Source organism: Psychroserpens sp. Hel_I_66 (assembly GCF_000799465.1).
Taxonomy (GTDB): domain Bacteria; phylum Bacteroidota; class Bacteroidia; order Flavobacteriales; family Flavobacteriaceae; genus Psychroserpens.
Map to the genome: position 1 here is coordinate 367,692 of NZ_JUGU01000001.1, position 26,791 is coordinate 394,482.

The following is a 26,791-nucleotide window of genomic DNA, read 5'->3' on the forward strand; positions in this document are numbered from 1 at the left end:
ATTTATGGAACAATTAATAACATATTTTGAAACCATACCATCCCTTCACAGAAGCTTGATTCTTGTTGGAGGTCTCACTTTATTTTGGGTATTGGAAGGCACATTACCATTATTCAACTTTAAGTATAAAAAATGGAATCACGCCATTCCCAATCTCTTTTTTACGCTCACAACCATAATTGTAAATTTTGGCTTGGCCTTTTTACTTATTAATACAGCGCAATGGGTAAACGATACAAGATTTGGCATTATTAACTGGATTCCGAATCTTCCATTATGGGCTTACGTATTATTGGGAGTTCTACTTTTAGATTTTTTTGGAGCCTATTTGGCGCACTATGTAGAGCACAAAGTGAAACCATTATGGATGGTGCATTTAGTACACCATACCGATCATAACGTAGACACAACAACCGCAAACAGGCATCACCCATTAGAGAGTGTTATTAGGTTTGTATTCACGTTATTAGGCGTATTTATTGTAGGTACACCAATTGCAATCGTGTTTTTATATCAGTCATTATCATTGGTGGCTACCCAATTTAGCCATGCCAATATCAAGCTCCCAAAAATGTTTGATAAAGCATTAAGTTATGTATTCGTGTCTCCAGATATGCACAAGGTCCATCACCATTATATGTTGCCCTATACCGATTCTAACTACGGAAACATCTTTTCCATTTGGGATCGTCTCTTTGGTACCTTTATGTCGCTGGATAGGGAGGATATCGTTTATGGAGTAGATACATTTCCAGATGAAATTGCTAATGGTAAAATTGGCGAATTACTAAAACAACCCTTTCACAAATACCGAAAACCAACAACATCAAATTCTCAAGACTAATGCGATATTTATTCATACTAGCGCTAATTTCAATGTGTAGTTGTACCAAAGAAAAATCAATGGATATTCAAGGTCACAGAGGTTTTAGAGGCCTATATCCCGAAAATTCGCTACTCGCTTTTGAAAAGGCCCTAGCGCTGGATATTCAAACTTTAGAACTTGACGTTGTTATTTCTAAGGATAAAAAAGTCGTTGTTTCCCACGAGCCATTTATGAGTCATGAAATTGCTCTGGATCCCTTCGGAAATGAGATTGCTCCACAATTAGAAACATCATACAACTTATACGCTATGCCCTACGATAGTATTAAATTATATGACTGCGGAAGCAAAGAACACCCAAGATTCCCATTTCAGAAGAAAGAAAAAGTCTATAAGCCCTTGTTAACTGAAGTCATAGATTTAGCAGAAGGAAAATCTGGTAGCACGATTTTTTATAACATAGAAATCAAAAGTAAACCAGAATATGATGGTATTTACTCGCCTCAACTTCAAGAATATGTGAAATTGGTCATTGATATCATAACAGCTAAAAGCATTAAAGACAGAACAATATTACAGTCTTTTGATGTAAGAGCATTAGAAGAAATCAAAGTTCAAAATCCAGACATAAAAACCGCTCTTTTGGTTGATGAAAATGAAAGCATTGACCAAAAACTGCAGAAATTATCGTTTTCTCCAGATATTATTAGTCCTTATTTTAAACTTCTAGATAAAAAATCGGTTTCCAGATACCAAGAAAACGCATTTAAAATCATTCCATGGACGGTCAATGAAGTTGGCGATATCAACTTAATGATGGATTTCGAAGTTGATGGTATTATTTCCGATTTTCCAGATCGGGTTCTTCAGCTAAAACATTAAAAAAGTAAAACGTCTAGTCGTTTAAGTGTTTGTTTTAAGCGACTTAAAGAAGATCGAATTTATTTTTAATTTTTAAAATCGTGTTGTTGGTCTATCATTTTTGTAAGAGTATTCCGTTTATCGTTTCTTTTTCTGTTTTTAACCCAATTATTAATTTTTAGTAACTATTGCCATTAACTTTGTAGTGTACATAGGTTGGTTTTCTGTTTAAATGTAATCGATTTTTGTATCTAACATAGAATTGATCAAGCTCTTTAAAAAGAGTTTGAATGTATTTTAGTTTAATCTTAAAATGACCCCAAATCATGAACAAGTTAACTATCCTTGGCCTGCCAATAACTCGCCATTGCGTTATAGTGATATTTCTACTTATGTGCAAAAGCCAAGCTACTGCACAAACCGAAATCTATACTACCCTTAAAAAGAACATCAATGTATTGGCTTATGAGCTAGATCATAAACTGTCAGATTCTCAGGATTCATTAATATTAGAAAACAAGCATTTATTCAAAAAAGTACGTTTTGTAAGTAAGGAAACTGAAAAAGTGTTTGATTTTGCGCCAGCGGTTAAAAGTGCTAAAATTTCTTTGGCAGATCTACCTGTTGGGAAATACACAGTGATGTTTTATCAAGCAGATAAAATAATTGTATTTCAGGTAGATAGGGTATTACCATTTGATTTTAATAATAGAAGGGAAACAGATGTTGCTATATCAGATCTTAAGGATGTTGAATTAAATACTGCTGTGGCAAGCACAGAAGTAAAAGGTATTGATTTAGAGCTTGATAATTCTAATTTTAGTCGTTCTAACAATAATAAAGACAAAGAATTCGAAGCATTTGAACAGCAAGTAGATTTTTCATATAATCTTTCAAAAACAAATAGATCTAATGTGCAAACAAGAGCGGACTATAGACGAACACATCTTAGGCCAAACGGGAAACCCTACGAATAATTAATTGCCTTTTTATTATATACGTCCATACTTCGGTTTTATTGACCGTTCATGGATGCTTTTGTTGAATATTGAAAAAAGAACTTAGTTTTAAGACTGGGGATTATAAAAATTAGCTATTAGTTCAATAGTGTTGACGTTAATTAGCGTATACATGAGAACAATAATTTTTATAATCTTTTTTAGTTTAATCACATCATTAAACTATACTGCACAAGCTCAAGCTGATTTAGCCATATTAGAGAAAAATGTAAATATTAGAGCTAAAGGCTTAATCCATGAACTCAATACTTCAAAGGATACATTAATTCTCAAGAGTGAAACACTAATTACAAAAATATATTCGGTAAGTATGAATTATGAGCGTGAAGTTGATTTGAATATCAATAAAAGGCTTGTGAAAATTCCATTAAATCAACTCAGTAAAGGGAAACATGTTTTTGTTGCAGTCCAATCATCAATGCGTATTGTGTTTGTGATCAAAATACTTAGAGATGATGAAGAAATGCTGTTAGCTATTGCAGATGACGATTTAGTTGTTAAGCAATAGATATATTAACTTGGAATGATTTGTATTTTAGAATTTTCAGTTGTCATTGCGCATACGATGCGAAATCGACTAAAATTTTTTACACTATTCGTAAATTAAATATTTGCTACGAGTCACCCGAAAGTTTTTCAAGCCTTCAGCCCAAGTCTCCCGAATGTTATTTTCAGAAACACCAGATTCAATTTGCATTTGTAACGCTTTTGTGCCAGCAAGTTTTGTGAAAAAGTCATTAAAAAAGACCTTTTTATCGATAGAGTTTTGATACGCTTTAATCAAATAACTTAAATCTAATAGGTTTAGTTTTTCTACTTTACTCAAATCTTCACCGTAGCACAAAACACCCTCGTGTTTAGGATATTTTGAACCATCGTTAGGCATTGGGATGTATTTAAAATTATAAAACGTTTTATCCAAATAAGGGCTCCCATAAATCTGAAACTGCTTAGACGTCCCACGTCCAGCATTGACATTGGTGCCTTCAAAAAAGCAAAGGCTAGGATAGAGGTTTATGGATTGTGGGTTTGGTAAATTAGGTGATGGTTTTATAGGTAAATTATAAGGTTGATCATGCGTGTAATTTTGCATTTCTATAACCGTAAGCTCACATTTAGTTTTATTCTTCAACCAGCCCTCACCATTTATCATTTTGGCATATTCGCCAATGGTCATCCCGTGAACCACTGGGATTGGATGCATCCCAACAAAACTGTTATGTTGCATCTCTAAAATTGGACCATCCACATAATGACCATTTGGGTTGGGTCTATCTAAAATTATAACCGGGATTTTTGCTTCCGCACAAGCTTCCATCACATAATGTAAACTTGAGATATAGGTGTAAAAGCGAGCGCCGACATCTTGAATATCAAAAATCACAACATCTAAATCTGCTAATTGCTCTGGAGATGGTTTTTTGTTTTTTCCGTAGAGAGAAACAATAGGTAAATTGGTTTTGGTGTCTATGCCATCTTTTACAATTTCTCCAGCATCTGCTTGACCTCTAAAGCCATGCTCTGGAGCGAATACTTTTTTGATATTGACTTTTAAGTCAACTAAAGAATCCACTAAATGTTCGTATCTAAATGTAGTTATCTCTAAACCTGAAGCATCACTATTTCTTAAACCGCTTGTCGTTCCACGAACTTCAAATACTGAAGTTTGATTCGCCACAATCCCAATACGCTTCCCCTTTAATAGAGGTAAATACACATCTGTTCGGTTGGCACCAACTATAATTTCGTCATTTAGTATTGAGACTTCGTCATCCTGAACTTGTTTCAGGATCTCATCATTTTGAGCTGTATTATCTTTCGATTTTGACCCACAAGAAATCAACACCAAAACAAACACTATAATTATCGGGAAAACCCTATTTTTGAACATCATTAAACGCATATTAAAATTTTGAATTACGAGTTTTTTATAGCTAAACGCATTATTGGTAGTAAAGCGTATAAAAGTAGTGTTTCGGCACCGATAATAAAAATTGGGATTGCTGCAATTACTATAGGCATAATTGTGATGCTCATTGCTATTGCTACCGGTTTGGGACTTCAAAAAAAAGTAAGAGAAAAAGTTGTCGCGTTTAATGGTCACATCACGATCAATAATTTTGATACCAACGATTCTAATGAATCCATAAACCCGATTTCTACAGATCAGACGTTTTATCCGCAATTCAATTCCGTGGAAGGTATTAAGCATATTCAAGCTGTTGCTACAAAATTTGGTGTCATTAGAACCGAAACCGATTTTGAAGGGATCGTACTAAAAGGTGTTGGAGCAGATCATGACTGGTCATATCTCAAAGATTTTTTGGTGGAAGGTCAATTGCCAGCCTACGAGGGAAATCTTAGTAACGATGTGGTGATTTCAAGTTATCTAGCCAATCGCTTACAGTTTAAAGTTGGGGATAGGTTCGAAATGATTTTTGGAAAGGAGAGTATTGATGATATTCCTTTTCAGCGAAAATTTAAGGTGGTCGGTATTTTCAATTCCGGATTTCAGGATATCGATAAAAATTTCATGATAGGCGATATAAGCCACATCCAGAGGATGAACAAATGGGAAAAAACCGAAGTTGGAAACTTCGAGGTCTATCTCAACGATTTTACGGAATTGCTTGAAAAAGAACAGCAAATTCGCGAAAAAACACCCTCTTTTTTAGACACACAAACCATTGAGGAAAAATTTGCCACAACCTTTGAATGGATCAAGATTTTTGATAACAATACCTACGGAATCATAGCCATAATGATCGTAGTGGCAGGCATCAACATGATCACAGCCCTTTTGGTACTCATTTTAGAACGTACCCAAATGATCGGTATTTTAAAAGCATTGGGTAGCAGCAACTGGAGTATTAGAAAAGTATTTCTCTACAACGCAACCTATCTAATTGGCTTGGGACTGTTTTGGGGGAATCTTCTCGGGTTGGGCTTATTGTTCGCCCAGCAACAGTTTGAATTATTAAAATTTCCAGACCCAGAGCAATATTATGTATCCATAATCCCAGTCCATATTTCGATAGATTATATTTTACTGCTTAACATTGGGACGTTTGTCGCTTGTTTTTTAATGTTGCTCATTCCATCAATCATCATTACCAAGATTTCTCCTGTAAAAGCGATCCGGTTTGAATAGCCTTCCGCTATATTAGTATATAATTTGGGTGGTTACCCTTTATCACGTTCTGGTGATAAAGCGTCAGGCTGTACGTTATATCTTTATTTCTTGCCTCAAAAAAGGATGCCACTTTCTCCAGATAGCTATCGGGATTAACTCGAGCCAAGTGAATTGAAATTTGCAACAAATAACATGCCTTAGAAATGGCTTGAAGTGTTAAGATTTCCGAAGAAAGTATTTAAAAAACTTAACTTTTCCTTACTTTTGCAACCTAAAATAAAACACATGCAATACGCAGAAAATATATTAGAAACCATAGGTAATACGCCTTTGGTAAAGATCAATAAACTCACAAAAGAATTACCTTGTTTGGTGCTCTCAAAATATGAGACCTTTAACCCAGGAAATTCTGTAAAAGACCGTATGGCATTAAAGATGGTTGAGGATGCAGAGGCTGACGGACGTTTAAAACCAGGAGGAACCATCATTGAAGGTACCTCAGGAAACACAGGTATGGGACTCGCTTTGGCAGCCATCGTTAAAGGATACAAATGTATTTTTGTGATTAGTGATAAGCAGTCTAAAGAGAAGATGGATATTTTGCGAGCAGTAGGAGCAGAAGTGGTGGTTTGCCCAACAGATGTTGAGCCAACAGATGCTCGTAGCTATTATTCGGTGTCAAAACGTTTGGCTGAGGAAACGCCAAATTCTTGGTATGTGAATCAATATGACAATCCAAGTAACTGCAAGGCTCATTTTGAAAGTACAGGACCAGAAATTTGGAAACAAACCGATGGTAAAATCACACATTTTGTAGTAGGTGTTGGTACAGGAGGAACGATTTCTGGTGTAGGTAGCTATTTAAAAATGATGAATCCCAACATTAAAATTTGGGGAATAGATACTTATGGCTCGGTATTTAAAAAATATCATGAAACCGGAATTTTTGATGAAAAAGAAATCTACCCTTATGTAACCGAAGGTATTGGAGAAGACATTTTACCTTTAAATGTGAATTTTGATATCATTGATGGTTTCACTAAAGTAACCGATAAAGACGCTGCGGTTTACACGCAAAAGCTTGCTAAAGAGGAAGGTATGTTTTTAGGAAACAGTGCAGGAGCAGCTATAAAAGGTGTGTTGCAATTAAAAGAGCATTTTACAAAAGATGATGTTGTTGTGGTACTATTTCATGATCACGGAAGTCGTTATGTAGGGAAAATGTTCAATAATGAATGGATGAAAAAAATGGGTTATATTGAATAATCAATCATAAATAGATAAAAATTATAAAGCCTGAATTGAAATATTCAGGCTTTTGTGTTTTAATCGTATAACATTTTATCATTAATAGCCCGTAAATAATTAAGGTTAAAGCAATTAATCTGTTTTTGTTATAATGTAAAGATACTGTTTAATTAAATTCTATAAGTCACTTTTTAAAGCATTATCATTGGTGCAGGTCATTTTAAACAGTATTACTTATATAAAAATTTTGTATAATTAACACCTATTAATTATTTAAACTCTTATCCGTATATTTATAAAAAAATTACTACCGTGAATTTAAGATTACAATCTAACGCACACTTTGGTGTGTTGATCTTATTATTTATACTATCCACAACCTCGCTCAATGCCCAAATTTTTGAGCAAGCGCAAAATATTTCAGGATTAGGAAATTTACAAAATAATAATGGTGTAGCTGTTGCAGATTATGATAACGATAATGACCTCGATATTTTTGTAGTCGCTTGGGCTCAAGATGTCGAGGGAGATGAAACTACCAAAAGTAAATTATATAGAAATAATAATGACGGTTCGTTTACCGATGTTACTGTAGAAGTAGGACTTGATAATCTACATCCAGTAATAGATGAGATCGAAGAGTTTTTTGGTTTAATAGGTGAGAAACATGGTGTATCTTGGGGAGATTATAATAATGATGGCTTTCCCGATATCGTATTTACACACTCCAGTAAACTCCAATTATTCATCAACCAAAACGGAGTCTTTACAGAAGTTACCGAAGGCGCAGGTCTCACCCAGTTTAGTGACTGTAGACATACTGGAGCCACTTGGTTTGATTACAACAACGATGGCTTTCTTGATTTATACGTCAACGATTGGGACGCTTGCGAAACCAATTCACTCTATCTAAATAATACCAATGGTACATTCACCAATGTTACCGTAGAGACCAATATGCAGGATACTGGCATCAATGCCAGTTATATGGCAATTCCCTTTGATATAAATAACGATGGCTGGATGGATCTTTACGTCTCTAACGACTTTAACCAACCCAACAGTTTGTTCGTGAACCAAAACGGAAATTCCTTCATCGAGCAAGCTGCCAATTACGGTTTAAATAATATGATTGACGATATGGGAATTGCCATTGGCGATTTTAATCTCGATCAAAAATTCGATTTTTTTATTACAGGTATTCAAATGAACGACCTTTTGGAAAATGATGGGACCAACAATTTCTTCAATTCAAACGTAAATAATAACCTCACCCAAACCCAATGGTCCTGGGGAACTAAATTTGCAGATTTTGATCTAGATAGTGATGAGGATCTAATCATTGTTAACGGATTCGTTTTTCAGGATATAAGCACACAAAATAATGTGTATTATAAAAATTTAACTGCGGAAGGATTAACTGGTTTTGAAGACGTTTCCGAAGCACTAAACTTTAACGCGTTAACCGTAAGCGTAGAAGCCATAGATTGGGATTACGATAATGATGGCGATCTCGATATTTACGTCACCAACTCAGACCAGCAATCGATTTTATACGAGAATAAATTGCTCAATTTTGATGAGGAAAGTAGTTTAAATTGGTTTAAGGTCAAGCTTCAAGGCACAATTTCAAATAGAGATGCTATTGGTACAACCTTAACCTTAAGAACGACCGAGCGAGCATATGTAAGACATCATACAGGTGTTGGGTTTTTATCGCAAAGCTTAAAGCCTTCGCATTTTGGACTCTCAAACGATATTGAAATTTTAGAACTGGAAATCAAATGGCCTTCGGGCTTGGTAGAAATCCACCAAGGTCTTGAAGAAAACACAACCATTTTAGCGATAGAAGGTCAAGGTTTTTCAGTTCAGGATATTGAGCCAAGTCAAAAAATATATGGTTGTACAGATCCTTTTTCATGTACCTATAATCCAGACGCAACATTAGAAGATGGAAGTTGTTCATACCTAGATGCCAATTCTATTTCTGGAGCAACAAGTTCAGGCTTTCTAGCAGTAGAAGATTATAATTACCCAATTGCTCCAGGATCTACAGCTAATTGGACGGTTGTAGGAGGTGAGATAATTAGCGGACAAAACGAAGCTACCGTAACCATAAAATGGGGATTAAACGAAGCAGGAACAATTACCGTAAGAGAAAATAATGGCAGTTGTTTTAGCGAAGAACAGCAATTTACAGTAGCATTGAGCGCTGCACAATTACCAGATGATGTGTCTATCGCAAGACTTTGGAACGAAGTTTTACTTCACGCCATAAGAAACGATTTTGCGAGACCAACCGTTCATGCACGTAATTTGTTCCATTCTAGTGTTGCGATGTATGACATTTGGGCAATTTATGATGAAGTCGCCAAACCTTATCTCATTGGTAATACGGTAAATAATTTTTCTACGGAATTATTAGAATTCACACCAGTAGAAAGCATAGAGGATTCCCGAAAGAAAGCCATAAGCTACGCCATGTATCGCTTGTTATCCTATCGTTTTCAAAATTCTCCAAATGCTGAAGAATCGCAGCAACTTTTTGATTTGATAATGCAGCAATTAGGTTATGACACCACTTTTGCAGTATCCACATTATACCAATTTGGAAATGCTGCTGCATTAGGAAATTATGTAGCACAAACGTTAATCACCTACGGAAATGGTGACGGATCAAGAGAACTCGATTTATTCAATAATGAGTATTACGCTTCTGTGAATCCACCTTTGGGACCAGCAGTTCCAACTGTAGACCTAATGTTAGATCCCAACCGTTGGCAACCGCTTAGTTTGGATACTTACATTGATCAAAGTGGTAATTTAATAGAGGGTTCATCCATAGCCTTTTTAAGTCCAGAGTGGGGAAATGTACATCCGTTTGCCATGACCGATGATGATCTATTAACCTATTCTAGAGATGGCAATTCGTTTAAAGTATATAACGATCCTGGTAATCCTCCATATTTAAATCTGTCTTCGGAAGATGACTCAAGCGCAGCCTATAAACAAGGATTTTCTATGGTATCTATTTGGGGATCCCATCTAGACCCAAGTGATAATGTGATGTGGGATATTTCACCTGCTAGTATTGGTAATACAACTATTAGTGAATTTCCAACAAGCTATAACGACTATCCAAATTTCTATAATATAATAGAAGGTGGTGACATTGGTCAGGGACACCCAGTTAATCCAGTTACAGGTCAAGCTTATCAACCTCAAATGGTTCCTAGAGGGGATTATACAAGAGTTTTAGCAGAATTTTGGGCAGATGGTCCAGATTCTGAAACACCTCCAGGACATTGGTTTACAATATTGAACTATGTAAATGATCACCCGCAATTAGAAAAGAAATTTGAGGGCGAAGGCGATACGTTAGATGAACTGGAGTGGGACGTAAAAGCGTATTTTATCTTGGGAGGTGCGATGCATGATTCCGCAATTTCAGCATGGAGTGTAAAAGGATGGTATGATTATTTGAGGCCAATTTCAGCAATTAGAAATATGGCACTATTAGGTCAAAGTACAGATTCAACTTTAGATAACTATCACGTGGCAGGCATCCCTTTGGTTGACGGTTTCGTTGAGGTTGTTGGAGAGGGTGATGCACTTATTGGTGAAGAAGGGATTAACTTCGGAAAGATAAAATTATACACTTGGAGGGGTCCAGATTACATCACAAACGAAAGTACAGATGTTGCAGGAGTAGGATGGATTCTCGCCGAAAATTGGTGGCCATACCAACGACCAACATTTGTAACACCACCATTTGCTGGTTTTGTTTCTGGACATTCAACATTTTCACGCGCAGCTTCCGAAGTATTGACAAAAATAACGGGTAGTCCGTTTTTTCCAGGTGGATTGGGAGAATTTACTGCCAGGCAAAATGACTTTTTAGTGTTTGAGCAAGGACCTTCCGTAGATGTGAAACTGCAATGGGCAACCTATCGTGATGCTTCAGATCAAACGAGTTTGTCTAGAATTTGGGGAGGCATTCATCCGCCGGCAGATGATATTCCTGGTCGATTAATTGGTGAGAAAGTGGCTAACGATGCGTTTTCGTTTGCGGTTCCTTATTTCTTCGGAAATATAACCGTTCAAGAAACTGCTGAGCAAATTGTATATCCAAACCCAGTGACCAATAATGAAATATTTATTACAAATACAACAGTTGATGATGTGATTACCGTGTTTGATATTAGAGGTCGTAAAGTGAATATTTTAGAGCAAGATTTCAATCAATTTGGGAGTGTTACAAAACTTGTAATCCCTCAAGGAACTGCAACTGGGTTGTATTTTTTGAATATCAATGAAAACTCAAAACTGCTTACAATAACAGGAAACTAATAATTAAAATATTTTGAAATGTACATAAAAAGAAATATTGGTTGGGGACTTATATTGCGGTATGCTTGGAAAAATCTAATTATTTTCACAGTCTATGCCACATTGATCTTTTATATTTATCATTATTTGGGTATGGACTTTATAAATATTCCATTTCAGCCTTTGAGTATTATTGGTATTGCAGTTGCGTTTTACATCGGTTTTAAAAATAGCCAAAGTTATGATCGGTTTTGGGAAGCTCGCAAAATTTGGGGAGGCATCGTCAATTATAGTCGTACTTGGGCAATACAAGTGATTAGTTTTGTGGAGACCAATGACGAGAAGCTCAATCATGAGATTCACACCAAATTAATTTACAGACATATCGCATGGATTAACGCATTACGCGTTCAATTAAGACAACCAAAATCTTGGGCAATAAAAGAGAATAGAGCAGTAGAGTCACTTTTTGATAAGCATGGTGAGCGCAACCCGTCTTGTAATGCTGCCATTGGGTTAATTCCAAACGAAGAATTTAGTGACTTAGAGAAACGGGTAAATCCCGCAACTCACCTTGTAAAAAATCAGGCTTTAGATCTTAAGGCCTATAAAATAAAAGATTACATAGATGGGTTTCAAGAAGACCAATTGCAATCCTGTTTAGAAGAATTTTATAATTTACAAGGGATGTGTGAGCGTATAAAAAACACACCGTTTCCTAGACAATACGGTTATTTTTCTAAAATCTTCACTTGGATCTTTGTATTGCTTTTACCTTTTGGACTTTTAGATGTTTTTGAGGATAATTCAATTACAAATGTTGATGGTATTGAAAATATGTATATGTTTTTAATGATACCTTTTTCAGTATTGATTTCTTGGATTTTTACCACTATGGAAATTATTGGAGATAATAGTGAAGACCCATTTGAAGGTAGAATCAACGATGTGCCAATGACTGCATTGTGTAAAACCATCGAAATTGATTTAAGAGATATCTTAGATGAAGAAAATCTACCGGAAAATGAGAAACCAAAAGACAATATTTTGTATTAAACCCGTAGATTTGCATTTTATTAAGCCCTATGCCAAGTACCCTTGAAACCTACATTCCTGCAGCAGCGATCACAAATGTGAATGCACTTTTAGATCATGATAAGTTAAGCGTTAAGATAAAAAATGAGCGTAAGACACGCCATGGAGATTATAGGCGTTTACCTAACGGAAATCATCAAATCACCATAAATTCCAATTTAAATCACTATCGGTTTTTAATTACATTAGTCCACGAGATAGCACATTTTGAAGCTTATAAAATTTACGGAAGGTCCATAAAACCTCACGGTATAGAATGGAAACGCACATTTCAGCATTTAATGTTGCCATTTATTAATCCTGAAATTTTTCCTTCGGAAGTTTTGCCAATATTGGCAAAACACTTTAAAAACCCAAAAGCAAGTAGTGATAGTGATGCAAATTTGGCATTAGCTTTAAAACAATTTGATGAACCTAACGATAAAACCTATATTTTTGAAATTCCGAAGGGAAAGGATTTTAAATTATACAACGGGAAAATATTTAAAATGGGAGACAAACGTGTCAAGCGTTTTGAATGTATAGAACTAAAAACGGGAAGAACTTATTTGTTCAATCCCAATGCAGAAGTTGAATTATTAAATACGTAAAATGAACAAGAATTATTATGCCATTTTAATGGCTGGAGGAGTTGGGTCAAGATTTTGGCCAGTGAGTACACAGGATTTTCCAAAGCAATTTCACGATATGCTGGGAACTGGAGATACGTTGATTCAAAAGACGTTTAATAGACTTGCAAATATAATTCCGAAGGAAAACATATTCATTTTAACTAATGAGCGTTACAACGATTTGGTATTTGAACAATTACCAGAGGTGACTAAGCGACAAGTCGTCTTAGAACCTGCAATGCGTAATACTGCACCTTGTATTTTGTATGCAGCGATGAAAATCCAGAAAGAAAATAAGGATGCTGTTATGATTGTTGCACCAAGTGACCATTGGATTGAGGATGAAAAATCTTTTACCAATAATGTACAGCAGGCATTTGATTTTTGTGCAGAAAATGATGCTTTGATGACTTTAGGGATTACACCAACGTTTCCAAATACTGGTTATGGGTATATTGAGTTTGATAAAACTTCCGAAGAAAATATTAAACCAGTTAATCAATTTAGGGAAAAACCAGATTACGAAACTGCCAAGTCATTTATTGAGCAAGGTAATTTTTTATGGAATGCTGGGATATTTATGTGGAGCGTTAACAGTGTTTTAAAGGCATTTAAAAATAACCAACCAAAACTCTACGAGTTGTTCGGGTCTGGGATTGAGGCCTATAATACCAATCAAGAGGATGATTTTATAAAAGAGAATTATCCAAAAGCAGAAAATGTGTCTGTAGATTATGCCATTATGGAGCCATCTCAAAATGTGTATGTTATTCCTGCAACTTTTGACTGGAATGATCTAGGTACTTGGGGAAGTTTATACGATAAGTTAGATAAAGATTCTAGCGGAAATGCGGTAGTCAATGCCCAAACTTTGACTGAGGATAGTTCGGGTAATATGATAAGAACCAAAGGTAAGAAGGTTGTTGTTGTTGATGGCCTCAATGATTATATTATAGTAGATAAAGATGAAGTTTTACTTATCTTTCCCAAGACAAAAGAACAAGACATTAAAAAAGTACTCCAAAAGGTGAAAGATACTTATGGAGAGCATTACGGTTAATATATGAGCGACGAAAATAAATTTAATTTTTCTGAAGAAGAGCAGTCTCAAATAACCAATGAGATGAATAAAGAGGGTGCTGTTAATGAAAAAAAAGAAGCGGTAAAGAAGGATGCCAAAGGCCTGTGGAAAAGTTTCACGACTTTCATGAATGAGCTTCTCGATTTTAGGGATGATACAGATCGTGACGCTACCATATTGGCAATCAAAAATGACATCCCTTTTAAAGGCGCAACAGCTTGGATTCTAGTGTGTTCAATTTTTGTAGCTTCCATTGGTTTAAATGCAAACTCTACTGCAGTGGTTATTGGAGCGATGTTAATTTCTCCGCTAATGGGACCAATATTAGGGGTTGGTTTGTCAATAGCTATTAATGACATAGATACACTTAAGCGATCACTAATAAACTTGTTGATCATGATTATTCTAAGTTTATTAACAGCGTTTTTGTTTTTTAGATTTTTCCCTTTAAGTGAGGATACTTCGGAGCTTTTAGGTCGAGTAAAACCAGATATTAGAGATGTTCTAATAGCCTTTTTTGGTGGTCTCGCCCTAATTATCGCGCGCACTAAAAAAGGAACTATTGCCTCTGTTATTTTTGGTGTAGCAATTGCCACAGCATTAATGCCACCGTTATGTACAGCTGGCTATGGTTTGGCAAAAGCGAATTGGGAGTATTTTGGTCAGGCAATGTATTTGTTTACTATCAATACCATTTTTATCGCCTTGGCAACATTTTTAGTATTGAAGATTTTGCGTTTTCCTATGCTTAAATATGCAAACTCTGCTAAAAGAAAACGAATTGCAAGATTGGCTTCTTTGGTTGCGATAATAGTTATGATTCCTGCAAGTTTTACGTTTGTTGATGTTTTAAGGGAAAGCAGATTTGAAATAGATGCAAAGTCATTTGTTGAAAATGAATTGAAAGCACTCCCTAATTCTGGATATATTGAAAAGAATGCAACTATAAATTACGAACCAAACGGAGAATCATTTATTGAGTTGATTCCTTTTGGAAATGATGAAATTTCAGAAGGAACAAGACTTTTATTAGAATCGCGTTTTAAAGATTATGCAGCACTTAAAAATTCAAAGCTGTTTGTTAATCAGGTTAAAAATAGAGCAATTAATAATCTTGAATATATGGAAGAGTTACGAACTCGCGACTCTATAGATTTGTTATCTCAAGGTGAAAAAATTGCTTATTTAGAAAAGACAGTGACCAGATTATCTCGATTAGAACGAGATCAAATTCCTTTTGAAGATTTAGTAAGAGAGGCAAAAATAAATTATGAAAATCTAAAAGCTGTTTCTTACTCGAAAAGGATTACTTCAAATTTTTCAAAAATAGATACCTTAGATATATTTTCTTTTAATTGGGTAGATTCTTTAACAACTAAAGAGCAAAAACAAAAAGACTTAAGAAAGTTACGCTTATGGTTTAAAGATAAATTAAAGTTAGATACACTTGTAATTGAATAAATTAACCTTTTTCATCCAAATAGGCTTGACGTACTTTTTTAAATAATTCTGAAGAGTACACGAAATTAGTAACAGCGTCATTGTCGGTTTTAAAGATGTTTTCTTTAGAACCTTCCCATTCTTTGAGTCCGTCTTTCAAAAACACAATTTTTTGTCCAATTTCCATAACGGAGTTCATGTCATGAGAATTTATAATGGTAGTGATTTCATATTCTTGAGTAATTTCCTGAATTAAATTATCAATAACCATTGCGGTTTTTGGATCTAAACCAGAGTTTGGTTCATCGCAAAATAAATATTTAGGTTTGTTTACGATGGCTCTTGCAATTGCAACACGTTTTTGCATACCTCCAGAGGCTTCGCTTGGCATTTTAAAATGTGCATCAGATAGATTGACGCGGTTAAGAACAAAATCTGCTCTGTCCTTCATTTCACTTTTACTTTGTTTTGTAAACATCCGAAGCGGAAACATCACATTTTCAATAATTGTCATAGAATCAAATAACGCACTACCTTGAAATACCATGCCCATCTCTGCTCTTAGATTACGCTTTTGGTCATCTGTAAGACTAGAGTAGGCTTTGTTGTCATAGAGAATTTCTCCTTCTTCTGGCTTAAAAAGTCCCAAAAGACATTTAAGAAAAACTGTTTTGCCAGATCCACTTTGTCCTATTACTAAACTCGTTTTGCCTTTTTCAAAAGTTGTAGAAACGCCTTTTAAGATATGCGCATCTCCAAACGATTTATGTATATTATTTACTTCAATCATTAGCTTAATAAAAGTTGGGTTAAAATGTAATTGATTAAGATAATCGCAACACTGGTCCAAACAAATGATGTCGTACTGGCTTTACCAACTTCAAGTGCTCCGCCCTTCAAATAAAATCCAAAGTAGGATGGGATCGTAGCAAGTATAAATGCAAAAACAAATGTTTTAATAAAGGCATATACGATATGAAAGGGAATAAAATCAATTTGAATACCTGTGATAAAATCTTCTAAAGTTCCAAATCCACCAAATACAACCGCAGCCATTCCACCTAGAATTCCCAAAAACATAGCAATCGAAATTACAAATGGGTAGAGCATGAGCGCTATAAATTTTGGAAACACAAGATAATTTAAAGAGTTGATACCCATAACTTCCAAAGCATCAATTTGCTCTGTAACTCGCATAGTACCAATGCTTGATGTTATAAATGAACCCACTTTTCCTGCCATAATAATAGAAATAAAAGTAGGTGCGAATTCTAATATTATAGATTGTCTCGTTGCAAACCCAATAAGATATTTAGGGATTAGCGGGTTGCTTATGTTCAACGCAGTTTGTATGGTGACAACGCCTCCAACAAAAAAGGAAATAAAAGCAACAATGCCTAATGATCCTATAATTAGATCATCAATATCTTTTAATATGAGTCTACGCATCACAGACCATTTAGTTGGTTTGCGAAACATTTCGGCAATCATTAAAAAATAGACACCAATATTATGAAGGTACGACATAGTAAAATTTGTTAGCGTAAAAGTAAATAATTACAGAGACTTTTTTAATGTTAAGGTTAAAAGATGCTAAACAAAAATCTGTATTTTTGAAACTATAAAATAACAACTCTTATGAAAGTTATAATTAATCTCCTTTTTGTGTTTCTAATAGTAACGTCTTGCACAGCGCAAAATCAAGTTTCCAAAGAAAAAAACAAAGAATTTCAATACGATAATAACAATCCTAAATTGGTGGTTGGCATTGTGGTTGATCAAATGCGTTATGATTATCTAACGAGATTTGATAGTAAATATGGAGATGGCGGTTTTAAGCGCATGATCAAAGAAGGGTTTAATTGTAAAAACAATCATTTTAATTATATCCCAACGTATACAGGTCCTGGCCATACCTCAGTTTATACAGGTACAACGCCAAAATACCATGGCATTATTGGTAACAATTGGTATGACAAAGAAATTAAAGAAATGGTATATTGTGCTCAGGATGATAGCGTACAATCTGTTGGAACAACCAATGATGCTGGTAAAATGTCACCAAAAAGAATGAAAACGACCACCTTTGGTGATGAGAATAGATTGTTCACCCAAATGAAAGGAAAGACAATTGGTATTTCATTAAAGGATAGAGGTGCAATCTTGCCAGCTGGCCACACAGCTAACGCAGCATATTGGTTTCATGGTATGGATGAAGGTGCTTGGATAACTAGCACATATTATATGGAAGAATTGCCAAAATGGGTATTAGATTTTAATGCTTCAGGAGTTGCAGAATCTTACCTAAAAGTTTGGGATACCTATTATGATATTTCAACATATACTGAAAGTGGAAACGACGAAAACCTCTTCGAAGGCGGATTTAAAGGCAAGGAAAAAGCAACATTTCCATATGATTTAGCAAAACTCAAAGATGATAATCGAGGCTTCGATATCCTTAAAGCTACTGCCTACGGAAACTCTCTAACTACAGATTTTGCTATAGAAGCCATAAAAAATGAGCAGCTGGGAGAAGACAATATTACAGATTTGCTAACCGTTAGTTTTTCGGCAACCGATTATGTAGGCCATAATTTTGGCGTAAGCTCTAAAGAAATTGAAGACACCTATATTAGGCTAGATAAGGATTTGGAACGTTTTTTTGAGTTTTTAGACGCCCAAGTTGGTAAAGTTAATTACACAGTTTTTCTAACTGCAGATCACGGTGCAATAGAAGTGCCTGCCTATTTACAATCTATGAAAGTACCTTCGGGATATTTAAACAACACCGAGACCCGAACTCGTTTTACAGATTATCTAAATGCAAAATTTAAATCATCAGACCTAATCGAAAATATTAGTAACGATCAAATTTTCTTAAACAGAAGGTACATAGACAGCATAGGTCTTAATATAAACGACGTTCAAGAATCGATGGTCAATGAGTTGATTGGTTACAAACACGTAGAAAAAGTATTTTCTGCGCATACGATGACCACGACCGATTTTACGACTGGTATTGAATCACTATTGCAAAATGGTTACAACCAAAAACGCTCTGGAGATATCATTTTGGTTGCAGATCCTGCTTATATTTCCTACGGAAAAACAGGTTCTACGCATGGTAGCGGATTAAATTACGACACGCACGTTCCTCTTTTGTTCTTCGGAAAAGGGATCAATCATGGAGAGACCTACGATAAAACAGTCATTCCAGATATAGCTCCTACCATTTCAGCATTATTAGGAATTAGTTTTCCAAATGCTGCGACAGGACAACCATTAGGATTTGTGATAGATAAAAATGACTAAAAAAACAATCTATTCCATAATTGCCATTGTTTTAATAGTTGGGATTTTTGGTTACGAAAACTTTTTGAAAATCGAAGAATCTGAAGCAATCGTCCAACAAGGAGAAAACCCTAAAACAGATACCAACGAATATTTTCTACCAACCAGCACAACCGGTCAAATAGTGCATCACGAAGGTTATTCTCTTTCATACAGTGAACCTCACGAACAAGCAGAATGGGTGGCTTACGAATTAAAAAAATCCCATCTATCAAACTCCAATTTTAAAAGACCATATTTTGAAGTAGATAATGCAGTAAAAACAGGAGCAGCCCATTGGCGCAATTATAAACAATCTGGATATGATCGTGGGCACTTATGTCCCGCAGGAGATAGAAGATATAGTCAATTTGCTCATGATGAAACATTTTTGACCAGTAATATTAGTCCGCAAGAACATGATTTTAATGCAGGTATTTGGAACACGCTTGAGCAGAAAGTACGCTACTGGGCAAGTAAGTACGATGGCGTATTTGTGATCACAGGAGGTGTTTTAAACGGAGATATGAAAACAATTGGTGAAGAGGAGGTAAGCGTACCCAAACAATTTTATAAGGTTTTGATTGATGCCAACACTGGTAAAACCAAAATGATTGCCTTTTTATTGCCACACCAAGATTCCAATCAACCTTTGTATAAATTTGTAGTGTCTGTTGATGACATTGAAAAGCTAACAGGTATCGACTTTTTTGCGGAACTGGATGACGTTCTGGAAGACGAACTGGAAGCGTCTAGTGATTATAAAGGTTGGAGTTTTAATTAACACGAATCGTCACCCTGAACTCGTTTCAGGGTCTCATCACCAAAGTGGTTTTAATCAGATTTTTTCAATTTCCCTTTCATCCCATCCCAGCGCAACTTCCTAATAAAAACACCCTGTTCTTCAGTAACTAAAGGTTCAATACCTTGATTTTTTGCTCTAAAGTAACCAGACATATAATTACGAAATAGTGTAAAGCTTTTCTTTTTAAAAGCCAGTTTTACTGCGGAAATTAGCGTAATCAAAAACCCATAGCGCATTTTATACATCGCTTCACCTTGGAGGTATTTAGAGGCTTTGTTATAGCTTGCGCCTGTTGGTTTTAAGTGTTTGACTTTAAGGGATTCATCGGTCAATAATTCCCAATCGTAGTATTTGGCCAACAACTCATCAACCGTATCCCAACCCATAGATGGTTTCAATTTTCCTATCTCTAAAAAGCACTGTTTTCGGTAGGTTTTCAATGCACCTCGAATGTGGTCTTTACGCGTGAGATTTTCTAAAACCCATTCGTTGTTTTTTTCGATGTAACAAAAACCAGCAGCCATTCCCAAGCGCTCGTTATTTTGAAAATGAGAAGCTAATTGTTTTAAATAATGCTTCGGAAATATCAAATCTGCATCAAACTTGCAAATCACATCATAGTCTTGGTCTAGAATTTCCAGACCCTTATAAAACGCATTGATGATCTTTGATCCTGGAAGATGTGCATTTGAAGAGATATTTTCAACAAGGGAAATGCTTGAATATTTAGCTGAAAATTCTAATACAACCTGTGTTGTGTCATCACTGGAATTATCGTTCACAACTACAATCTGTTTTGCGGGCAAAGATTGATTTGCCAAAGACTCTAAGGTTTTGGCGATACAATCTGCTTCGTTATGCGCAGGAATAATGATGTAGAAGTTCAACAGTTTTAGTTTTGAACAAATTTAGATATTAATTTTGTTTTAGATTTAGGAACAAAAAAACAATTACGGATACCGTCATCCTGATTACGTTTGATGGTTTTTACTTTTCTTAATCCAGCGTCATCATGATTGTAGAAATCATAATTGAGTTCATCAAAAAAATCTTCTAATTGATCTTCAATAGCATTGAACAATGTTTCACAAATAATTATAGGCTGAAATTGTTGGATGTATTCTTTGCCAGATTTTAAGATATCAACTTCAGTACCTTCCGTATCTATTTTTATTAAATCGATTTGCTTGATATCATTTTGTTCAATAAAATTTTTAAGTGTATCTGCCTTAACTGTGTTTTTAATGAAATTACGAGAGGTTTTTTTAGTTCCCGCATTTCCTTCTCCAGCTAAATTATGCGTTATGTATTTGTATTTTAAACTTTCTACTTCATAAAAATCAATTTTACCTGTGGTGTTTGAAAGTGCTAAATCAATTGGCTTTATCTGTTTAGAGAAGTTATTTAGCTCTATGTTTTTGGTCAAAAAATATTTTGGACCGTATGCTGGCTCAAAGGCAAAAACTTTCATTTTGGGATTAGATTTCACCCCAAGTAATGAATAATAGCCAATGTTTGATCCAATGTCTAAAAAGCTGTTGGTATTTTTAGAAAGCTCTTCGAAAAGTTCAGAATACTCAAATTGTTTATACCCGTTCCAAAACAATAGTTGTGTGAGATAGCTTGTTTGGTTTGTTGCCAATTTAATTAATCCCGAGTTGGTTTTTAATTTTAAAATTCCAGATGGCGGAATCTTTATTTTATTGGGCAAAACAGGAGATATGAATTTGTTTAAATTCCGAAGAAAAAAATTAAAAATAGGATTGTAGATAATTCTATATAGTAGTTGCAATACGTTATGATTTACTGCTTATAAACAATAGCATTAATGTTCATACCTGCACCAACACTAGCAAATAAAATAACATCTCCTTTTTTGATTTCTTGATTTTCAAGTTGGCCTTTTAAAATCATATCATATAAGGTTGGTATGGTGGCAACACTAGAGTTACCAAGTAAGTTAATGGTCATTGGCATAACGCCTTCTGGCATTGGTAAACCATGAAGTTTGTAAAAACGCTTTACAATGGCTTCGTCCATTTTTTCGTTGGCTTGGTGAATCAATATTTTCTTGACGTCATGTATGTTGTAATCACTTTTTTCTAAACAGGTTTTTAGGGCTAATGGCACATTGGTCAACGCAAATTCATAGATTTTACGACCGTACATTTTAATATATCGACGTTGGTCTGTGATTTCTGGATGGTTTGTTTTTCCGAAGAAAATAAAATGCGCTTCATCAAGGGCGAAAGTTGCGGTTTCGTGCGTAATGATTCCGCCATCTTCTGAAGATTCTTCTACGATAACTGCTCCTGCGCCATCACTGTAAATCATAGAGTCACGATCATGTTTATCGACCACGCGCGACAAAGTTTCGGTACCAATAACCAAACAGCGTTTTGCAATACCAGAATTTATAAACGCTTTAGCTTGTATGACACCTTCGATCCAACCTGGACATCCAAAGAGAAGATCGTATCCTACACATTTTGGATTTGCGATTCTTAAAAGATGTTTTACTCTTGAAGCAATGCTTGGTACAGTATCGCTCTGTTCGGAATCATGTTTTACATCTCCATAATTGTGAGCTACAATAATGTAATCTAGGGTTTCTTTATCGATTTTTGCGTCTTGGATAGCTTTTTCCGCAGCAAAAAAAGCAATGTCAGAATTTAATAGTTCTTCCTTAATATATCGTCTTTCCTGGATACCGGTAATGGCTTTAAATTTGTCAACAATAACCTCATTTGAGCTATTTATCGTTGAGCCATCTGCATTTAAAAATTCGTGATTATAAAAATTTTCATTCTTTTCTATAACACTAGGGATAAAGCTTCCTGTACCAGTTATTTTAACACTCATAAATTAGGGTTTCCTTTTAAGACATAATCAAACATGGCAATATACTAACATTTAATGAAATGTTAATTTTTGAATACACAATTTTTACGATGTTCAAAAAACTTAAAATTAGGCTTCTTCCATGTATGCTTCTATTGGAGCACATGTACAGATCAGGTTTCTGTCTCCATACGCATCGTCAACTCGTCTTACACTAGGCCAAAATTTATTATCTCTAACAAAATCTAACGGAAATGCAGCTTGTTGTCTCGTGTAAGGCAATGACCAATCGTCATTAGTAATCATTTCTAATGTATGTGGTGCATTTTTTAGGAGGTTGTTTTCATCTTCTTTTGAAGTCTCGTCAATCTCTTGTTTAATGGAAATCATGGCGTCACAAAAGCGATCCATTTCTTGTTTGCTTTCACTTTCCGTAGGTTCAATCATCATAGTTCCTGCAACTGGAAACGACACTGTAGGTGCATGGAAACCATAGTCCATTAATCGTTTTGCGATATCAACAACTTCAATGCCATTTGCTTTAAAGTTACGACAGTCAATAATCATTTCGTGAGCTGCTCTTCCTTTTTCTCCGGAATATAACGTTGGATAATGATCTTTTAAACGCTCTTTAATATAGTTAGCGTTTAATATGGCAACTTCGGTTGCTTTTTTAAGACCTCTGTAACCTAACATTCTTATGTAACCATAAGAAATCAAGCAAGCCAAAGCAGAACCATAAGGTGCTGCAGAAATTGCTGAGATAGATTGATGACCACCAGTTTTTATGATTGGATTGCCTGGTAAAAACGGGACTAGTTGTTTTGCAACGCAAATTGGCCCAACTCCTGGTCCACCACCTCCATGAGGAATTGCGAATGTTTTATGTAAATTTAAATGGCAAACATCTGCACCAATGTTTCCTGGATTGGTTAATCCTACTTGCGCGTTCATGTTTGCTCCATCCATATAAACTTGACCGCCATTATCATGAATAAGCTGTGTTATTTCTTTAATTGCAGATTCGTAAACACCATGAGTTGATGGGTAAGTCACCATTAAAGCAGATAGGTTGTCTTTATGCAATTCTGCTTTTTCTCTTAAATCATCGACATCAATATTTCCATTTTCAGATGCTTTTGTTACCACGACTTTCATTCCAGCCATCACTGCACTTGCAGGATTTGTACCGTGGGCAGAAGATGGAATTAAGCAAATATTACGATGGTGATCTCCACGAGATTCGTGATAGGCCTTGATGACCATTAATCCAGCAAACTCTCCTTGAGCTCCAGAGTTTGGTTGTAAGGATGTTGCTGAAAAGCCCGTAATTTCAGTAAGTTGATTTTCTAAAGCATTAAGCATTAATTTGTAACCAATAGGTTGGTCTACTGGAGCAAACGGGTGAATGCTTCCCCAATTTGGCATACTTAATGGCAACATTTCTGCAGCTGCATTTAGTTTCATTGTACATGAGCCTAATGAGATCATTGAATGGTTTAATGCTAAATCTTTACGTTCTAAAGATTTAATGTAACGCATCAATTCAGTTTCAGAATGGTAGGTATTAAATACATCAACAGTTAGAAATTCGGATTCACGTTTTAAGTGCTTCGGAATTGTTGTATTTGATGAAATCGTTTCAATACGATCTGTTCTAAGTTCGGTTACACTTTCAAAAATGTCAATAATTTCATTTAAATCTGAAATTGAAGTCGTTTCATTAATTGAAATAGTTACCGTATTTGTATCTGGGTAATGGAAATTAACTTCCCTTTTTTCAGCTTCATATTTTGTTTTTACAGCATCTGCTTTAATTTGAATAGTATCAAAATAATGAGAATTTACTTGTTCTAATTCTAGCTTCTCTAAAGCTTTGACTAGAGTAGAAGCTGAATCTTTAACCTTGTCTGCAATAAAATTTAAACCTTTAGGTCCATGATATACCGCATACATTCCAGCCATGACAGCTAGAAGTACTTGGGCAGTACAAATATTAGAGGTTGCTTTATCACGTTTAATATGTTGCTCTCTCGTTTGAAGTGCCATACGTAACGCACGATTATCATTGACGTCTTTTGTTACGCCGATAATACGTCCAGGTACATCACGCTTATACGCTTCTTTAGTTGCAAAATATGCTGCATGAGGACCACCATATCCCATTGGAATTCCAAAGCGTTGCGTTGTGCCAACAACAACGTCTGCCCCAAATTTACCAGGAGCTTCGAGTTTGATCAAACTTAAAATATCTGCTGCAACTGCTACTTTTATGTCTTCTGCATTTGCTTTTTCGATGAATGATTTTATGTCTGTAATTTGACCGTTTTTTCCAGGATATTGTAACAGTGCTCCAAAATACTCATTAGATAAATTGTATTCTTTTTCATTACCAATGATTAACTCTATACCAATTGGATTTGCTCTAGTTTCTAATAAATCAATAGTTTGTGGTAGAACTAAATCTGAAACAAAAAACTTATTTACATTATCTTTCTTTTGTTCACGTGTTCTAACCGCAAAAAGCATTCCCATAGCTTCTGCAGCTGCTGTACTTTCGTCAAGCAGAGATGCGTTTGCTATTTCCATCCCTGTTAGGTCGATGACCATGGTTTGGAAATTCAATAACGCTTCCAGTCTACCTTGTGCAATTTCTGCTTGATAAGGTGTATAAGCTGTGTACCAGCCTGGATTTTCTAGAATATTACGTTGGATGACTGCTGGTAAAATGGTAGGATGATAACCTAAACCAATATAAGTCTTATAGATTTTGTTGAGCTTTGATAATTCGTTTATATGCGACGAATACTCAAATTCACTGATGGCAGCATCTAGATCTAAATCTTTTTTTAAACGGATGTCATTTGGGATAGTTTCAGAAATAAGTTGTTCTAAACTATCAACGCCAATGGCATCAAGCATTAATTTTTGATCCGCTTCTCTCGGACCTATGTGACGTAGTGAAAAATCTGCTGTATTCATCAAAAATATGTGTTGCGTTTGAATTTGCAAAATTAATGAATTATTGTCCTTTTTTTGTTAACGAAAATGAAACTTTTCAACCATTTAGAATGGTTATTAACAGTTTAATTATTTTTGTAACATGAGAACAATCAAATCCATCTTTGATTTCTATATAGATAGTAGTATTCACGTGGCTTTATCGGTTGTTGCCTTGTCATGGATAAGTCTTTTGGAATTTGATCTAAAGTTTGATAAGTACATTTTATTATTTGTCTTTTTTGCATCAATAACAGGTTATAATTTTGTAAAGTATTTTGGTTTGGCAAAATTTCATCATCGCAGTTTGAGCAGTTGGCTTAGAATCACTCAAATTTTCTCTTTATTTTGTTTTATCTCACTCTGCTATTTTTTAATTAAACTGCAAGAAGACACTATCTTTTATATTGGCATTTTTTCTATAGTTACTTTTTTATATGCCATACCTATTTTACCAAGAGCAATTTTTCTGGATAAACAAAAAAATTTGAGAAGCATTAGCGGACTTAAGGTGTACATCATCGCTTTAGTTTGGAGTGGTGTGACAGTGATTCTTCCTTTGGCAAACCAAAATTATGATATCACAGATGATGTGATCTTAACGTTCGCTCAACGGTTTTTATTTGTATTGGTTTTAATGCTTCCTTTTGAAATAAGGGATTTGAATTATGATAGTTTAAAACTGGCGACAATTCCGCAGAAAATAGGAGTAAGACAAACTAAAATACTTGGCTTGATTTTGCTGTTTGTATTTTACTTTTTGGAGTTTTTTAAAGATGAGGTCAATTTAAATTATCTTCTAGGCTCTTCGGTAATTTTGGTCGTTACACTATTGTTTTTAGTGTTTTCTAAAAAGAAGCAAGATAAATATTACAGTGCGTTTTGGGTAGAAGGTTTACCTGTAATTTGGTTGGGTATATTATTGTTGATTGGCTAATTCCTTTTGAAAAGCAGCATTAAGTTTTTCCTTAGCGGTGACAGGCATTACTTCAACTTTGGGATTTGTAACTAATTTGGTAAGTTTATTATTTCTGCTTGTGTATTTTTGACAGGCACGACAGTAAATTAAGTGTATGGTGAGTTTTACTTTTTCCCAAAAGCCTGCTTCCTTATATTGATTTTTGTCACATATATGCTCTGCATCTTGACATATTAATCTCATTTTACTCATAA

22 protein-coding genes are annotated in these 26,791 nt (G+C 35.0%); 14 read left to right on the plus strand and 8 right to left on the minus strand.

From position 1 onward, the window contains the following. The first annotated feature begins 4 nt into the window (after window positions 1-4). The 4 genes from GQ40_RS01745 (at window position 5) to GQ40_RS01760 (ending at window position 3,213) form a co-directional block, all read left to right on the plus strand. Window positions 5-844 (plus strand): sterol desaturase family protein, encoded by an 840-nt coding sequence (locus tag GQ40_RS01745; protein WP_047545192.1) that lies wholly within the window; start codon window positions 5-7, stop codon window positions 842-844. Continuing rightward, a complete protein-coding gene (locus GQ40_RS01750; protein ID WP_047545193.1) occupies window positions 844-1,707 on the plus strand; it encodes a glycerophosphodiester phosphodiesterase family protein in 864 nt (287 codons plus the stop codon). The genes GQ40_RS01745 and GQ40_RS01750 overlap by 1 nt, the downstream gene beginning before the upstream one ends. A 305-nt stretch (window positions 1,708-2,012) precedes the next feature. Continuing rightward, window positions 2,013-2,663: a hypothetical protein gene (locus GQ40_RS01755; RefSeq protein WP_156115498.1), complete on the plus strand. Its 651-nt coding sequence runs from the start codon at window positions 2,013-2,015 to the stop codon at window positions 2,661-2,663. Between the two features lie 154 nt (window positions 2,664-2,817). Beyond that, window positions 2,818-3,213 carry a hypothetical protein gene (locus GQ40_RS01760; protein WP_047545197.1) on the plus strand — a complete coding sequence of 132 codons (396 nt, stop codon included), beginning with the start codon at window positions 2,818-2,820 and terminating at the stop codon, window positions 3,211-3,213. An 84-nt stretch (window positions 3,214-3,297) separates the two neighbouring features. Here GQ40_RS01760 and GQ40_RS01765 read toward each other — a convergent pair whose 3' ends face one another. Then, entirely contained in the window at window positions 3,298-4,608 is a 1,311-nt protein-coding gene (locus GQ40_RS01765) for an exo-beta-N-acetylmuramidase NamZ domain-containing protein (RefSeq protein ID WP_047545199.1), read from the minus strand. 9 nt (window positions 4,609-4,617) lie between these two features. Between GQ40_RS01765 and GQ40_RS01770 the strand changes: the two genes are divergently transcribed. The 7 genes from GQ40_RS01770 (at window position 4,618) to GQ40_RS01800 (ending at window position 15,663) form a co-directional block, all read left to right on the plus strand. Beyond that, entirely contained in the window at window positions 4,618-5,856 is a 1,239-nt protein-coding gene (locus GQ40_RS01770; protein WP_047545201.1) for an ABC transporter permease, read from the plus strand. Between the two features lie 267 nt (window positions 5,857-6,123). Continuing rightward, entirely contained in the window at window positions 6,124-7,104 is a 981-nt protein-coding gene (locus tag GQ40_RS01775) for a PLP-dependent cysteine synthase family protein (RefSeq protein ID WP_047545203.1), read from the plus strand. 294 nt (window positions 7,105-7,398) lie between these two features. Then, window positions 7,399-11,436, plus strand: coding sequence for an FG-GAP-like repeat-containing protein (locus GQ40_RS01780; RefSeq protein ID WP_052184111.1), 4,038 nt, complete (start codon window positions 7,399-7,401; stop codon window positions 11,434-11,436). An 18-nt stretch (window positions 11,437-11,454) separates the two neighbouring features. After that, window positions 11,455-12,471, plus strand: coding sequence for a bestrophin family protein (locus GQ40_RS01785; RefSeq protein WP_047545205.1), 1,017 nt, complete (start codon window positions 11,455-11,457; stop codon window positions 12,469-12,471). A 29-nt stretch (window positions 12,472-12,500) separates the two neighbouring features. Further along, window positions 12,501-13,100, plus strand: coding sequence for a SprT-like domain-containing protein (locus GQ40_RS01790; RefSeq protein ID WP_047545207.1), 600 nt, complete (start codon window positions 12,501-12,503; stop codon window positions 13,098-13,100). A 1-nt stretch (window position 13,101) separates the two neighbouring features. Further along, window positions 13,102-14,181, plus strand: a complete 1,080-nt coding sequence (locus GQ40_RS01795; RefSeq protein ID WP_047545209.1) for a mannose-1-phosphate guanylyltransferase — start codon at window positions 13,102-13,104, stop codon at window positions 14,179-14,181. Window positions 14,182-14,184: 3 nt separating this feature from the next. Next, window positions 14,185-15,663 carry a DUF389 domain-containing protein gene (locus GQ40_RS01800; protein WP_047545212.1) on the plus strand — a complete coding sequence of 493 codons (1,479 nt, stop codon included), beginning with the start codon at window positions 14,185-14,187 and terminating at the stop codon, window positions 15,661-15,663. A 1-nt stretch (window position 15,664) separates the two neighbouring features. Here GQ40_RS01800 and GQ40_RS01805 read toward each other — a convergent pair whose 3' ends face one another. Continuing rightward, window positions 15,665-16,432, minus strand: a complete 768-nt coding sequence (locus GQ40_RS01805) for an ABC transporter ATP-binding protein (protein ID WP_047545214.1) — start codon at window positions 16,430-16,432, stop codon at window positions 15,665-15,667. Continuing rightward, complete coding sequence (locus GQ40_RS01810) at window positions 16,432-17,169, minus strand: MlaE family ABC transporter permease (RefSeq protein ID WP_047545216.1); 738 nt, start codon at window positions 17,167-17,169, stop codon at window positions 16,432-16,434. The genes GQ40_RS01805 and GQ40_RS01810 overlap by 1 nt, the downstream gene beginning before the upstream one ends. A gap of 111 nt (window positions 17,170-17,280) precedes the next feature. On the opposite strand from GQ40_RS01810, the gene pafA reads away from it, so the two are divergent. Beyond that, window positions 17,281-18,954 carry an alkaline phosphatase PafA gene (pafA, locus tag GQ40_RS01815; protein WP_047545218.1) on the plus strand — a complete coding sequence of 558 codons (1,674 nt, stop codon included), beginning with the start codon at window positions 17,281-17,283 and terminating at the stop codon, window positions 18,952-18,954. Continuing rightward, the gene (locus GQ40_RS01820) at window positions 18,947-19,756 is read left to right on the plus strand and encodes a DNA/RNA non-specific endonuclease (RefSeq protein ID WP_047545220.1); all 810 of its coding nucleotides are present in this window, start codon (window positions 18,947-18,949) and stop codon (window positions 19,754-19,756) included. Before pafA ends, GQ40_RS01820 begins: the two co-directional genes overlap by 8 nt. A 50-nt stretch (window positions 19,757-19,806) precedes the next feature. Here the strand turns inward: GQ40_RS01820 and GQ40_RS01825 are convergent, their stop codons facing one another. The 4 genes from GQ40_RS01825 to gcvP form a co-directional block, all read right to left on the minus strand. Continuing rightward, a complete protein-coding gene (locus tag GQ40_RS01825) occupies window positions 19,807-20,664 on the minus strand; it encodes a glycosyltransferase family 2 protein (protein ID WP_047545221.1) in 858 nt (285 codons plus the stop codon). 5 nt (window positions 20,665-20,669) lie between these two features. Further along, complete coding sequence (locus GQ40_RS01830) at window positions 20,670-21,569, minus strand: FkbM family methyltransferase (protein WP_081990157.1); 900 nt, start codon at window positions 21,567-21,569, stop codon at window positions 20,670-20,672. An 11-nt stretch (window positions 21,570-21,580) separates the two neighbouring features. After that, on the minus strand, window positions 21,581-22,639 hold the full coding sequence (locus tag GQ40_RS01835) for a 3-oxoacyl-ACP synthase III family protein (RefSeq protein WP_047545226.1): 1,059 nt from the start codon (window positions 22,637-22,639) through the stop codon (window positions 21,581-21,583). Window positions 22,640-22,747: 108 nt separating this feature from the next. Further along, on the minus strand, window positions 22,748-25,600 hold the full coding sequence (gene gcvP / locus GQ40_RS01840) for an aminomethyl-transferring glycine dehydrogenase (RefSeq protein ID WP_047545228.1): 2,853 nt from the start codon (window positions 25,598-25,600) through the stop codon (window positions 22,748-22,750). A gap of 121 nt (window positions 25,601-25,721) precedes the next feature. Between gcvP and GQ40_RS01845 the strand changes: the two genes are divergently transcribed. Next, window positions 25,722-26,555, plus strand: coding sequence for a membrane protein (locus tag GQ40_RS01845; RefSeq protein ID WP_047545230.1), 834 nt, complete (start codon window positions 25,722-25,724; stop codon window positions 26,553-26,555). On the opposite strand, the gene GQ40_RS01850 is transcribed toward GQ40_RS01845, so the two are convergent. After that, window positions 26,538-26,789 (minus strand): hypothetical protein, encoded by a 252-nt coding sequence (locus tag GQ40_RS01850; RefSeq protein WP_047545232.1) that lies wholly within the window; start codon window positions 26,787-26,789, stop codon window positions 26,538-26,540. The two genes, GQ40_RS01845 and GQ40_RS01850, sit on opposite strands and share 18 nt — an antisense overlap. Between the last annotated feature and the right edge of the window lie 2 nt (window positions 26,790-26,791).

Coding starts and splice junctions, on each gene's coding strand:
- GQ40_RS01745 (WP_047545192.1), top strand. CDS start 5: ATGGAACAATTAATAACATATTTTGAAACCATACCATCCCTTCACAGA.
- GQ40_RS01750 (WP_047545193.1), top strand. CDS start 844: ATGCGATATTTATTCATACTAGCGCTAATTTCAATGTGTAGTTGTACC.
- GQ40_RS01755 (WP_156115498.1), top strand. CDS start 2,013: ATGAACAAGTTAACTATCCTTGGCCTGCCAATAACTCGCCATTGCGTT.
- GQ40_RS01760 (WP_047545197.1), top strand. CDS start 2,818: ATGAGAACAATAATTTTTATAATCTTTTTTAGTTTAATCACATCATTA.
- GQ40_RS01765 (WP_047545199.1), bottom strand. CDS start 4,608: ATGCGTTTAATGATGTTCAAAAATAGGGTTTTCCCGATAATTATAGTG.
- GQ40_RS01775 (WP_047545203.1), top strand. CDS start 6,124: ATGCAATACGCAGAAAATATATTAGAAACCATAGGTAATACGCCTTTG.
- GQ40_RS01785 (WP_047545205.1), top strand. CDS start 11,455: ATGTACATAAAAAGAAATATTGGTTGGGGACTTATATTGCGGTATGCT.
- GQ40_RS01790 (WP_047545207.1), top strand. CDS start 12,501: ATGCCAAGTACCCTTGAAACCTACATTCCTGCAGCAGCGATCACAAAT.
- GQ40_RS01795 (WP_047545209.1), top strand. CDS start 13,102: ATGAACAAGAATTATTATGCCATTTTAATGGCTGGAGGAGTTGGGTCA.
- GQ40_RS01800 (WP_047545212.1), top strand. CDS start 14,185: ATGAGCGACGAAAATAAATTTAATTTTTCTGAAGAAGAGCAGTCTCAA.
- GQ40_RS01805 (WP_047545214.1), bottom strand. CDS start 16,432: ATGATTGAAGTAAATAATATACATAAATCGTTTGGAGATGCGCATATC.
- GQ40_RS01810 (WP_047545216.1), bottom strand. CDS start 17,169: ATGTCGTACCTTCATAATATTGGTGTCTATTTTTTAATGATTGCCGAA.
- pafA (WP_047545218.1), top strand. CDS start 17,281: ATGAAAGTTATAATTAATCTCCTTTTTGTGTTTCTAATAGTAACGTCT.
- GQ40_RS01820 (WP_047545220.1), top strand. CDS start 18,947: ATGACTAAAAAAACAATCTATTCCATAATTGCCATTGTTTTAATAGTT.
- GQ40_RS01835 (WP_047545226.1), bottom strand. CDS start 22,639: ATGAGTGTTAAAATAACTGGTACAGGAAGCTTTATCCCTAGTGTTATA.
- gcvP (WP_047545228.1), bottom strand. CDS start 25,600: ATGAATACAGCAGATTTTTCACTACGTCACATAGGTCCGAGAGAAGCG.
- GQ40_RS01845 (WP_047545230.1), top strand. CDS start 25,722: ATGAGAACAATCAAATCCATCTTTGATTTCTATATAGATAGTAGTATT.
- GQ40_RS01850 (WP_047545232.1), bottom strand. CDS start 26,789: ATGAGTAAAATGAGATTAATATGTCAAGATGCAGAGCATATATGTGAC.